This is a genomic window from Streptomyces sp. NPDC000878 (assembly GCF_053599695.1).
On record NZ_JBSFMT010000012.1, the window covers coordinates 151,723 to 164,267 of the forward strand.

The following is a 12,545-nucleotide window of genomic DNA, read 5'->3' on the forward strand; positions in this document are numbered from 1 at the left end:
ATGACCGATTTCGGAGTGACCGAGGACGGCTTCGTACTCAAACCGGTCGATCGGATCCTCAGCGAGGCGTTCGAGCGGGCCCGAGCCGTCTTCGACGACATCGACCTGACCGGCACCAGCCCGCTGCGGAAGATCCTCGAGGTGACCGCCGCCGAGGACGGCGAGCTGTGGAAGCGGATGGAGGACCTGTACTACGGCAACTTCATCTCCACCGCCTTCGGCGACAACCTGGACCTGCTCGGCGAGGACATGGGACTGGCCAGGCCGCACCTGCCCGGCACGGGCACGGTACGGATCACCCTGGGCGGCGGTGCACCCGGCCGGCGCTATGTCGTGCCCGAGGGCACCATCCTGGTCACCGCGGCTCCGGTGCGGGCCTTCGGCACGACCGCCCCGGTGACCCTGGACGCGGCACAGCAGAACGCCACGGTGGACGTGGTCGCCTTCGAACCGGGGCCCGACGGGAACGTCGCCGCCGGTGCGATCACCGCCATCGACCCCACGTACCGCTCGATCTTCCTGGCCGACCTGGGCACCGCCACGCTGACCGTGACGAACCCGAAGGCGACCGGCGGTGGCGACAGGACCGTCCCCGACGACACCTACCGCGCCCGGCTGGCCGGACTGGCCCGCAACCTGTGGACCGTGGAGTCCGTGGCCCAGGCGGCGCTCGGCGTGAGCGGCGTCCTGGACGTGGTGCTGTCCGATCCGCTCGGCGGGGTGGACGTCTCGCAGAGCTACTTCGGCACGTTCGCCTTCGACCAGCGCGCCTTCAGCTCGGAGGCCAGGCGGATCGGCGAACCGTACTTCTTCAACGTCCTGGTGGCGCACGACTTCCGGGCGCCCTGGCGGACTGTAGGCCCCGTGCAGGGGATCTTCGAGCGGGTCACCGCCGCCGTCGACACGGTACGGCCGGTCGGCGTCCATCCGAACATCGTGGAGGCCATCCATGTCGAGGTCGGGGTACGGGCGAAGGTGGTCGTCCAGCCGGGATCGGACGGGGCCGCCCTGCTGGCCTCGATCCGGCAGCGGCTCGCCACCGACATCGGCAGCCTGCGGCTCGGCGGCGACGTCCTGTACTCGCAGGTCGTGCGGGCGTTCGTGGAACAGCCCGGGGTGGCCGACGTACAGCAACTGCACCTGCGTCGCAGCCCGGTGACGTCCGGTCCGACCGCCTTCGGCGCGGTGACCCGGCAGAGCGTGACGGTGGAGGCCGAGGTGGGGGAGAACCTGGTCATGGGCCCGACGGAGCTGGCGATCTTCTCGCCCGGCGGGGACGCCCTGGACATCGCGTTGGTGACGTCATGACGGCGCCGGGGCTCGCCGCGGTCCGGATGAGCGGGCGGCTGACGACACCGTTCGCACGCGGCGCGGACTCCCTGGACCTGCGGCTGCTGCCGGGCGCCGATCCGTCGGCCGCCGAGGTGGCGCCGTACGACTTCACCGAGCACCAGAGCCGGTTCGACCGGCCGCCGGAGCCCAGCCATGTGCTGGCCACGGCACGGGACCTGGCGGCCGACACCACTGTGACGGTGTCCTACGCCCGGCCGGGCGGTCCGCCGGAGACGGTACGGGCGGCCTTCCCGGCCGGGACCGTGGCCGGCGCCTCCGTCGCGCTCGCGATACCCGTCTCCGCGCAGATCCGGATCACCGGCCTGCGGACGACACCGGCCCCGGCGGACGAACGCCCGGACCGGGCATGGCGGTTGACCGCGCTGCTGGGCAACACGGCCAAGGTGCTGTGGGTGCTCGGCGCTGAACGCGACCAACTGCGCGGCCAGTTGGCCCGTACGGTCGCCCAACGCCATCTGCCCACGGCGACCGGCCGCAGCCTCGACCTGATCGGCGCCGACCTCGGCGTGCCGAGATTCCCGCCGCTGCCCTACGGGTTCGACGCCGGCACCGTCGCGCTCTACCACCTCGACGACGTCCCCGGGAGCACGGTGGCCCAGGACGTCACCGGCCAGTACCCGGGCCGCGCCGGCCATCCCGGTTCCCCCGCGGCCCCGGTGCAGCGCGGCGCGGCCGGCCGGTACGGCGCCGCGTTCGGCTTCCGCTCGCCGGACGCGGTGGTCGACGTGACGGCCGACACCGCGTTCGACATCGTTGCGAACGGCAGCGCCACCGTGGAGTGCTTCGTCAGGCCCGACGCCGACAGCGGCGACGGACAGGTGCTGTCCCGGCACCCGGCTCCGGGCGGCGCGGGGGCCGGCTGGCTGCTCTCCGTCGGCGAGTTCGGCCGTGGCGTTGCCCGTAACCCACGGTTGCTCGTCAGCGACGGGACCAGGCCGCCCGTCACACTCTTCGCCGATCTGAGCCTGCCGACGGACACCTTCACCCACCTGGCCGGAGTGCTGGACCGGCCCGCCGGAGAACTCCGGCTCCACGTCGACGGCGTACTGAGGGCCAGGGGTCCGCTCGGCCCGCTCGGCGCCGTGGCGAACACCGCGCCGCTGCGGATCGGCCCGGACGGCAGCGCGTTCCGAGGGGTGATCGACGAGGTACGGATCTCCGCCGTGGCCCGGACCGACTTCGCGCCCGTGCTCGGCGAGGCGGACGAGCACTACCGCAGACGGCTCAGGCTGTTCCGGCGCTGGGCCCTGCCGACCCCGGCCAACCTGGCGTCGATGCTCAACGAACTGGTCGGCACCATCGGCGGGTTGCCCGACCCGCTGGTCGTGGAGGATGCCAACGCCACCCTGGTCCGTGGCACCCGTCCGGTACGCATCCGGCCGGTCGCGTTGCGGGAGGGCGAACACATCGACGCGGCGGGCCGGCGCGAGGTCGGCGAAGCGGAGACCGTGGGCACCGCCCAGCAGGAGGAGCGGTTCGACCCGGTCTTCCTGCTGCGCTACGACAATCCGGCGGTCGACTTCACCGTGCCGCCGCCGCGTGACCTCGACCCCGGCGAACTCCCGCCCGATCCCCACCTCGTGCAGGTCGGCCTGACGGGCGCCCTGGACAGGCTGGTCACCCTGGTGACCGACGAGCCCGGTGTCCCGGGCCGACTGCGGATCAGCGTCGCGTTCGATCCCCGCGCGGCCGACCTGCGGGCCACCGGACGGGCGGTGCTGCTCGGACACGGCACGATCGCGCCGGGCCGACTGGCCGCGCTGGCACACCGCGCCGGTTTCGACTTCGTGCACTTCCGCACCGACGACAAGGGCGACGGGGCGTCGGTCTACGCGGCGAGTGCCCCGGGCGACTACTTCACTGTCGGTCTCGCCCCGGACCCGGCCGGCCCGACCGACCTGGACGTCGGGCAGTCGGCGACGTTGTCGCTGCGGCCGGCACCGCCCGCCGACTCGGTGCTGCGCTGGCTGACCGTACCGGCCGGTCCCGGACGCGCCACGCTGACCACGACCGGCCCGCTGGGCCGCCCGACATCGACCACGGAAGTACGGGCTACCGCGCCCGGCGCGTTGATCGTGAAGGCGGAGGTGACCCGGGGCAGGCACACCGTCTCCGCCAGCCGGGCACTGCGCCTCGGCGTGCCCGACCTCCCGGACGGCGGGACGATCGCGTCCGACGGCACTCTCGGAGCGCCGCCCGAAGTGGTCGGCGACCCCGACGAGTTCTTCGACCGGGAGTTCCTGATACGCCACGACGACCCACGGGTGGACTACGGCGACAGTGACAACAACCGCCTCATGCAACCGGCCGTGGGGCGGACGCTCGACGCGCTCCTCGCCGAACTGGACCGGCGGTCAGCCGAGGGCCGGCTCATCGTGGAGTCGGCGTACCAGCCCGCCGGTGACGAGTTCGGCGCCCATGGCCGGACGCTGGTCCTGCGGCACACCACCGTCCCGCCGGGCGCACTCGCCGCACTCGCGCATGCCGTCGGGTTCGGCCATGTCGAGCACACCGGTGCCACCGTGGTCGTACGGCAGGCTCCCGGGGAGCTTGTCGTCGTGCACGGCCCGGACGGCACGGACGGCGGCCCGGTCATCGAGCCGGTCATCGAGGTGGACGAGGGCGAGTCGGTCGGGGTGTCGGTGCGACCGGCGCTGGTGAGCGACGAATCACCCGGCCCGACCGGCGCCGGTCAGGTCCGGCTCGGCTGGGCGACGGGCACCTTCGACACCGCCCACGCCACCCTGGGCAACCCCAAGCAGACGGCCACGGTCCTGCGCGGAGACTCGGCGGGGGAGGCCTGGGTGCAGGCCGGCTATCTGCTCGGCGACCTGCCCGCCCCGTACACCTTCCGGGTCGGGCTGCGACCCGAGCTGGACAACCCGGACACGGTGATCTCCAAGGACCAGTACGACCTGATCCTCAACATCCTCAACGCCCTGCACCCGGTGGGCATCGAGGTCAACACCCAGCTGATCCGTGACCACACCGTCGAGGTCCGCGGCAATCTCGCCGAGGTCAACCCCGACTTCACCTTTCCCAAGTTCCGCATCCGCAACGTGCTGCCACCGCTACGAAGGGACAACACTCGTGGCTGACTTCAGTTACACGCCGAAATTCCACCACTTCGCCTGGGTCGACAACATCGACCGGTGCGAGGCCGGCGGCACGAACGGCTTCAACATCCGGTTCGAGACCATCGAGAACGACCTCCAGGGCGTGTCCACGGTCGTCGCGCAGATCGGCACCGAACTCGACCGGCTCAACGCCCGGGTGCCGACCGTGCCGCGTACGGCCATCGCCTCGTTCGCCCCGACACTGCAACCCGTGCAGGGCTCGGGGCCGTGGGCACTGCAGAGCTCGGGGAACGCCGTGGCACCGACGTCCGGCCCGCCCGCCGGGGCGCTGGTCCTGGCGCTGCCCGACCGGGTGACCATGACCTCGGTGCGGGTCCGTGGCCGGGGCGCGGCGCCCAGTGGACAGAACACGGTCTTCTTCCTCAACCGGGTGTCGGTGACCGACGGGGCCGTCCAGAAGGTCGTGTCCTTCGACACCGGCACGGTTCCGCTCGACACCGAGGTGCCCTTGACCCCGGCCGAGGTCAACGTCGTCGATCTGGCGAACTACCGCTATGTGATCTCGGCGAACAGCGGAGTGGGCACTGCCCCTGACCCGGTCACCTTGGTGGCGTTCCAGATCACCTACACCAACCCCTGAGGGATCCCCCATGCCGACCAAGACTCCCAAGGCCGCCGTCGCCCCGAAGAACAGGCCGCCCTCGGTGACCATCGAGCCGCCGACCGGGACGGTGACCGCCCGAACTCCCGTCCCGATCAAGCTGAAAGCCGATCCGGGCGTCCGCTGGAAGTGGAACCCCGCCGACAAGAGCTGGGAGGACGAGGACGCCGTCACCTACACGGAGACCCTGGTGGACATCCCGGACGTCGAGACGATCAGGGACCAGACGGGAGGCGGCGGGACGTACTCCGTCGTCTTCCCGAGGCCGGGCGGCTACACGGTCTCGGCGGCGGGACTCACCTCCGGCGGGACGCGGGTCGAGGCGGCACCGGTGAACATCCACGTGTCCGCGGCGGGTCCGCCCGTCTTCACCTGGGTGGCGCCCGCCGACGGGGCCGTGGTCGACCTGGCCGTCGACGGTGCCTCGGTGGAGGTGGTGCTGACCACCTCGGACGACCAGTTCTATCCCCTGTCGGTCGACATCACCCAGGACGGTCTGACCACGACTCAGCAGCACAGCGGGACCGAGTACCGCAAGACGATCAGTCTCGCTCCGACCCCGCTGGGAACCCGGTCGATCACCGTGAAGTGCACCGACCCGGACGGCGGCGAGTCGAGCCAGACCCGCTCGGTCGTGGGACACGACGGTGCACCGCCGACGGTCACGCTCGACGCGTACGACACCGACGTGGCCGTCACTTCGCTGCCCTGCGTGCTGACCCTGACCGGGACGACCCCCGGGGTGTCGTCGGGGGTCACGGGGGTGCGGTACGCGATCGTCGACGGGCCGGAAGGGGACGCGGAGAACACCGCGGCCGCCGGCGACTGGTCGACCTGGCAGGCGCCGGTCTCGCTGCCCACCACCGGAACCTTCGACATCATGATCACTGCCACGGACTCCCGCGGTGAATCCGCGTCGGCGCCGGCGTCGATCACCCTGCATCTGTAGCCGGACGGGGACCGAGTGACTGACCGGTCCCCGTCCAGTCATCGCTCAGGAGCGTGTTTCTCATGACCGTTCAGCTGGGATTCAACAGCCCGGCAGCCGGAGCACGGGTCGGCCAGAACTTCACCGTGACCGGTTTTGCCTTCGACGACGGACTGCCCATGGGCGGGGATCCGCCGAACGGCCAGATCGCCATTGCAGTCGTGACGGTCACGATCGGTGCCGGCGCCAAGAAGCAGGCCACCCGTTCCGGTACCGGGTGGACGGTCGCCGGTTCGCTGCCCGCCGGTACCCGGGCCGGCGATCTGGTGACCGTGACCGCCACCTGTGAGGGCGTCGTGAGCTTCGACGACGGCTCGGGCGAGGGCCATGACTTCTCGGTGGACGCCACCCTGCGGGTCAGGGTGGACGAGCCGGCCGTGACCGCCCCGGACACGGCCGACGATGCCGACAGTGTCACGGTGAGCCCCATGGCGGTGGCGCCGCCCTCGTTGATCATCGATCCCTTCGACGCGAACGTGGCCGGGGCCCCGTTGCCTGTTGAATTCGTCCTGACCGGCGGGACGAACGGGACACAGGTGGGGGTCAGAAACGTGTACTACACGGTCATGGGCGGTGTGCCCGAATCCGTGGTCAACACCGGGCCTGGCGGTGACTGGACGACCTGGCGGGCGCAGATCCCGTTACCCACCACCGGTACGTTCGCCGTTACCGTCACCGCCACCGACTTCCTCGGGCGCACCGCCTCCGCCACAGTGAGCGTCAACGTGCTGACGCCGGTCACCGTTACGCTCGATCCCTTCGACGAGGACGTGGCCGTGACCTCACTGCCCGTCCAACTCGCCCTGACCGGAACGACATTCGGGGCTATGTCGGGGATCACCAGCGTGCGATACGCCGTCACGAACGGGCCGTCCGGTCCTGCGGTCAACACCGGACCCGGTGGTGACTGGTCGACCTGGCGGGCGCAGATCCCGTTACCCACCACCGGTACGTTCGCCATCACCATCACCGCAACCGACTCCCTGGGACACACCGGCACGGCGTCCGGATCCGTGAACCTGCACCTGTAGCCCGCACCCGTCCGTCAGTTCCTGAGGTGGTGACATGCAGATCGAATGCCACGTCCCGGTCGCCGTGCGGATGGTGGGGGAGCCGACACCGGCGCAGCTGGAGCAGCTCGGCCGGGCCCTGGCCCGTACCGTGGCGGCGCGAGTGGCACAGGTGGAGCGGGTACTGGCCGAGCGGCACCGCTTCGAGACAGGCGCTCCCGCACCGGTCCGGGAGCGGTACGAGCCGGGCCGGGACGCGGCGAACGACCGGGGCGGCACGCAGGTGCCCAGCTACGACGACGGCGGTCGCCCCGTCACCGTGCCCGTGGGGCGGGCGCAGGCAGCACCGGCGGGCACGCAGCGCGCGACTGCCGGACCGCGATTCGAGGACCGGCTCCTGCTGGAAGTGAGCGTGTTCCTCAAGATCGGCAGCCGCCGTGACCTGGCCCGGCTCCGGCGAGTCGTGGACTGGTACGCCGACACCGTCAACTACCAGGCGTTCACCGAGGCCTTGCGGCGTGACGGACTCGAATCCTTCTTCCTCGGCATGCAGGCACGGCCGACCGGGACGCCCAGGCCGGCCCCGTCGACCACCCTGAGCGCCGACACCATCCGGCTGCTCTACGGCCCCACCCCGGAGGACCCCGACCACTGGAGGTCGCTCACCTTCGAGGAGCGGCGAGCCCCCATCACCGTCGGCGACCGGACGCACTTGACGGTGCGTGACCGGACCGAGGTGATCGAGGGCCGGGGAGATCAGGCCAGCACCCGTTTCGTCGTCCACGAGCACAGCTGGGAGATGACCCCTCAGGCGCTGCACGCCTTTCTCGTCGGGATGGTCGGCGGGCAGCTGACGCCGTTCGAGGAGTACCTGGTGGCGAACTGGAACGAGGTGAAGCCGGTCCCGCAGTTCGACGGCCCGCACATCGTCGGCTACTACACCGTGTCCGGCGGCAGTGGCCGCCGTGAGCACCGGATCCACGATGCGAACGGGGACGTGGCCGACTTCTGGATCAGCGAGGCGGCGCTGATCAACGAGGGGCTCGGACCGATCGAGTACCTCCTCATGGGCAGGGCCGCCGTCAAGCTCGGGAGCCTGGCGTTGCGGGGCGGCGCACGGCTCCTGGCATCCGGCGTGAGCAGCGCGTACGTCCGGAACGCACTGCTCGCGCTGCGCCTGACCACGCGCCGACTCGGCCGGCCGCTGGGCGCCGTTATGGAGGGCACCGAGGCCGGGATGGGAGTGCCGGGAATCGGTGCAGGGCGGCCCGTGGTGGCGCTCACCGCGCGCGGGACGTCGTCCGCGAGCGTCCCGGTTCCGCCTCGGGGATCTCCGGCCGCTGCCGTTCCGCGGGCCCCGTCGTCGGCGCCGCCCCGGACCGCCGCGTCCGGAGGTGACGCGACCACGTCCGTGTCCCGGCAGGGCAGCAGCCCGGCGCCGGCCGCCACGCCTCGGGCGCCGGCCGCTGCCTCTCCCCGTACCGCTTCGCCCGGCGCGACCACTCCGGGGGCGGCCGGCACACGCGCCGGGACCGACGCCCAGACCGGCCGCGCCGTGGCCCGCGTCGTCGCCGTGACCACGGTCGACCGGACAGGCGTACGCCGGACCACCGGAGGCGCCGCCACTCCCGCCACCCCCGGCACCGCGCCGGGATTCAAGGCCCGCGAGGAGGCGGCCCGGGTCGTGACGGGCCGTGGAACCTCCATGGAGGCGCAGGTGATGGGGGAGCGCGGGATGCACGTGGAGAGCATGCCGAGCCGGTCCGACGCCGGCCGACGAGAGGCCTCCGACTCCTCCTCCTCTTCTGCTTCCTCGTCCTCGTCGCGACAGGCAGCCGTGGCGTTCTCGGACCGGGTCCACGTCGGTGACCTGGAGAACGGTCTGCCCACCGGCACGATGGGCGAACTCACCCCGGCCGACCTGAACACCGGCACCTCGTCGGCGCACGACGTCAACCCCGTGGGCCAGCAGCCCGAAGCCGTGGCCAGGTACGGCGCCCGCAAGGGGCATCTCCTCGCCAACGTGATGGGCGGCTCGGGGCGCGACCTCGGGAACCTCGCCTGGATGCACGTACTGGTCAACAACTCCTCGTACAAGACCGCCTTCGAGAACCCGGTCATCAAGGCGCTCCGTGCGGGGCACAACGTCCGCTTCGGGGTGCGCCCCAAGTTCCGTGGGCGTGAGGTGGCGCCGTACGAGATCGAGGTCTGGGCGACGACCGCGTCCGGACGGGTCGTCGTCCCGGTGCGGAACATCCGTACGCCCGGCCTGAGCGATCTGTCCCACAACCCGGTCGAATGACCGGACCGGCGGACGGAACGGAGCAGCGGAGCAACGGAGATGGAGAGCGTGATGAAGCGGCAGTACCACCTCCCCGACGTCGTCGACGGGGCCCATGCCCTGTCCGACAGCATGTCCCGGCAGACAGGACGGCAGCTCGTCGCGACGGTGCTGGCGGGTGTCGCGCGAGGTGTGCGCACGGCGGTCCCCGAGGAGGCGGCCGGGGTCGTCGGCCCCGCTAGGGGGCCGGCCCGGGAGCCGTTCGGCAGGCCCGGCGCGCGATACGCCGTACCCAGCTACGAAGACAACGGCCGCGACGTGGCCGTCACACTGCACCCGCAGGTGGCGAGCTCCCCGAGCGCGGCCGACGACCCCGGCCCGGGGGCCTTCGAGACCGACGACGAGCTGCGCGGGAACCCGGACGTCGAGGAGATCCGGCACTCACCCGAGATGCGCCGGTACTTCGGCCTGCGGGACCACTACCTGCGGCTCCATCCGCGTCATCGGCTGCCGGACTTCGCCCCGCTGCGGTTGCACCAACTCGCCGTGCTGATGCGCGTGTACGGCCAGCTCCAGCAGCTCTCCGAGCTTGACTGGACCCTGTTGGAACAGCAGAGCGGCCCCGAAGCCCCGCCCGGGGACTGGGAGCGGGCCGGCGCCCGGCTCGACGAATTCCTTAAGAGCGACGAGCGAGCCCGGGCCGTACGCGACGCCGCAGCGCGGGACGCGGCGATCGACGCGTCGCACAAGCGGGTCAGTCCGGCCCGGGAGGCGCGGGCCATCGGACGGCTCAGCGGCCTGGAGAAGCTCTACGCGACCATCAAGTTCTACGAAGGCCTCCCGAACGACCGCCCTTCCAGGGAAGGTTTCGACACGACAAGGAAGCAGGACGCGAAGGACGACATGCTGCGAGCCCTGCGCGCGGCCAACTTCGCCACCCTCAGCGACTTCGACGACGCCGTCCGCGCGCTGCGCGAGGTCGTGCGGGAACGCGCGGTCAGCATCGCGCTCGCCACCATGAAGGAGAGCGAGCGGGTGCTCCGGGCGGAACTCCACCGCTACCGGGAGCCCCGGGTGCTCGCGACACTGGCCGACGAACTCGCGGCGATGCGCCGCCTGCCCGCGCCGTCCGCGGACGCCGTGCTGAGGCTGCTCGGCGACTATCCGATCCTGCGCGACCCGGTGGCGCTGCGGGGTGCGTTGGGGGTCCGGGTGCCGGACCTCCTCGGCGACCTGCTGAGGCAGAACGCCCAGGCACAGCTCGGCAACATCGACGGTGTGCGGGCCACGCTGGGGGAGGACCGCGAAGAGGTCTTCGGCCTCGACCACATCATCGACGAGGCACTGGACCAGCTGGGGCTGCCCGCGAACTCCGTACAGGCACTGGTCATCCGGGATCAGCGGGCCGTGCCGCGAAGCCCCGTACGGGCGGCGGTCGACCTGTTGCTGCTCGTCCTCAGCTTCGCCGGGGGACCGCTGGCGGCGGTGGGCTACGCGGCGCGCGCGGTCATCCTCGGGGTGCAGATCTACGACGCGGGGAAACTGGACGGGGAGGAGCACCGGCAGCGGGCGCAGTCCCACGCGGGCACGCCCCTCGCCGACACTCCCGCCCCCAGGGGACACAGGTGGGAGCTGTTCGCGCTGTTCACCTCGATCGGCGGAGTGCTCCCCGGCGCTCCCCGGGCCCTCGTCCCGCGTGAAACCCGGCTGCTGTCGGCGAAGGCCGGCGAGCTGTTGTCGGCGGGCGCCGCGCGTCAGGGGCGCCCCTGGGGATTCCTGCCAGGGACCCGGTTCGCCGAGGCCGGTCCCGGCCGGGTGGCCATCTGGCACCCGGACTTCCCCGACGAGGTCCTCCACCTCGACGCCACCGGCCTCACCCGGTACCGCAGGGCCAACGGGGTCGTCGAACAGACCGGGCACTGGCCGCTGTCCACCGCGGACGCCGCCGGTTCCGCTGCGGCGCCCACGGCCAGGAGCGCCGTCGTCCGGCCTGACCCACGGGCGCTCCCCGCACCGGCGGGCCCGGCCGTCCCGACCGCCGCAACACCGCGACCTGGAACCGCCCGGCCGGGATTCGGCTCGCTCGGAGCCATGTCCCGGCTGTCACCGGCGACCGCCGCCGCCGAGGCACGACTGCGGGCGGTCATCCAGCAGCTGGTCGAGCGCACTAAGAAGGCCGGCGCTGGCTTTGAACGATTCGCCGACGGCGGGCGCAAGGAGGTACTGCTCAGGCGGGCCGACGCCCTGGCCGAGCGCCTCCACTCGTACGACGAACGCCTCACGGTCGGTCTGTCCGGCTACCGGAAGCAGTGGACGGAGCCCGCGATGGACGCGGAGGTGCGCGAGGCCATCGCCTGGGTCGACCGGAAGCTGTACGGCGCCACGAACCAGGTACGGAGGCTGGAACTGCAGATGACGCCGGTGCCGTTCCCGACCGCCGCCCAGCAGAAGGTGATCGACCGTTACGTCCGGGAACTCGCCGAGCTGCGCGACCTCCAGGCACGTGTCGTGAAGGGCGACGCGACCGCCCTCGCACAACGCGACGCGGTCCGCGACGGACTGATCGGGCTGGAGCAGCGCGCGGCACGCCACGCACCGGGCGAGGAAACCCTGCTCTTCGACATCGAGTCGCTCGCGCGAGCACGGCGCCGCCTGCTCGGCGAGAACAACCTCCACGCCACGGTGGCAGGCAGCAGGGCCGACCTGCCGACTGCCGCCACCGTCCTGCCTGGCGCCCTGGCCAACCGGACGTACAGCGAGATCGTCGCAGGCATCGGGAAGCCGCCCAGGATCGAGCTGCCGCAAGGTGCCAGGCAGCCGCACGCCCCTCGTACGGACGTCACCGGCGCCGTGACGCTCACCTGGGCGTTCAAGGACGGCAGCATCATCCGCATCGACGTCCCGGGCCCCGGCACACGGGCGTTCGCGAGCGGCAGCCGACCCCATGTCGCCCGGATCGGTCCCGACAAGGTCCACTACGACGACCAGGGCATCGCCGTGCCGCACGATTCGACGCCCGCCCACATACCGCTGCGGGTCGCCGGGCGGTCGGATCCCCTGTACGGCGCGATCGAAGCCGCCCGCAAGGCGGCGACCGGCAAATGAGAAACCGGCCGGCGGTTCCTGGCGGCGAGGCCAGGAACCACCGACCGGGGTCCCTCCGCGCGACCCTGAC

Annotated in this window: 7 protein-coding genes; all 7 read left to right on the forward strand. The window is 71.9% G+C overall.

Going from position 1 to position 12,545, the window contains the following annotated elements; all coding sequences use genetic code 11:
* The 7 genes from ACWDR4_RS14175 (at nt 1) to ACWDR4_RS14205 (ending at nt 12,475) form a co-directional block, all read left to right on the forward strand.
* A complete protein-coding gene (locus tag ACWDR4_RS14175; protein WP_450408093.1) occupies nt 1–1,308 on the forward strand; it encodes a baseplate J/gp47 family protein in 1,308 nt (435 codons plus the stop codon).
* Nucleotides 1,305–4,451 carry a LamG domain-containing protein gene (locus ACWDR4_RS14180; RefSeq protein WP_450408096.1) on the forward strand — a complete coding sequence of 1,049 codons (3,147 nt, stop codon included), beginning with the start codon at nt 1,305–1,307 and terminating at the stop codon, nt 4,449–4,451. The genes ACWDR4_RS14175 and ACWDR4_RS14180 overlap by 4 nt, the downstream gene beginning before the upstream one ends.
* Complete coding sequence (locus ACWDR4_RS14185) at nt 4,444–5,070, forward strand: hypothetical protein (RefSeq protein ID WP_450408099.1); 627 nt, start codon at nt 4,444–4,446, stop codon at nt 5,068–5,070. The genes ACWDR4_RS14180 and ACWDR4_RS14185 overlap by 8 nt, the downstream gene beginning before the upstream one ends.
* Before the next feature lie 10 nt (nt 5,071–5,080).
* Entirely contained in the window at nt 5,081–6,040 is a 960-nt protein-coding gene (locus ACWDR4_RS14190; RefSeq protein ID WP_450408102.1) for a hypothetical protein, read from the forward strand.
* A 62-nt stretch (nt 6,041–6,102) separates the two neighbouring features.
* Complete coding sequence (locus ACWDR4_RS14195; RefSeq protein WP_450408105.1) at nt 6,103–7,110, forward strand: hypothetical protein; 1,008 nt, start codon at nt 6,103–6,105, stop codon at nt 7,108–7,110.
* Between the two features lie 34 nt (nt 7,111–7,144).
* Nucleotides 7,145–9,391, forward strand: coding sequence for a DNA/RNA non-specific endonuclease (locus ACWDR4_RS14200; protein ID WP_450408108.1), 2,247 nt, complete (start codon nt 7,145–7,147; stop codon nt 9,389–9,391).
* Between the two features lie 51 nt (nt 9,392–9,442).
* Nucleotides 9,443–12,475, forward strand: a complete 3,033-nt coding sequence (locus ACWDR4_RS14205; protein WP_450408110.1) for a hypothetical protein — start codon at nt 9,443–9,445, stop codon at nt 12,473–12,475.
* Nucleotides 12,476–12,545 lie beyond the last annotated feature (70 nt).

Coding starts and splice junctions, on each gene's coding strand:
- ACWDR4_RS14175 (WP_450408093.1), top strand. CDS start 1: ATGACCGATTTCGGAGTGACCGAGGACGGCTTCGTACTCAAACCGGTC.
- ACWDR4_RS14195 (WP_450408105.1), top strand. CDS start 6,103: ATGACCGTTCAGCTGGGATTCAACAGCCCGGCAGCCGGAGCACGGGTC.
- ACWDR4_RS14200 (WP_450408108.1), top strand. CDS start 7,145: ATGCAGATCGAATGCCACGTCCCGGTCGCCGTGCGGATGGTGGGGGAG.
- ACWDR4_RS14190 (WP_450408102.1), top strand. CDS start 5,081: ATGCCGACCAAGACTCCCAAGGCCGCCGTCGCCCCGAAGAACAGGCCG.
- ACWDR4_RS14180 (WP_450408096.1), top strand. CDS start 1,305: ATGACGGCGCCGGGGCTCGCCGCGGTCCGGATGAGCGGGCGGCTGACG.
- ACWDR4_RS14205 (WP_450408110.1), top strand. CDS start 9,443: ATGAAGCGGCAGTACCACCTCCCCGACGTCGTCGACGGGGCCCATGCC.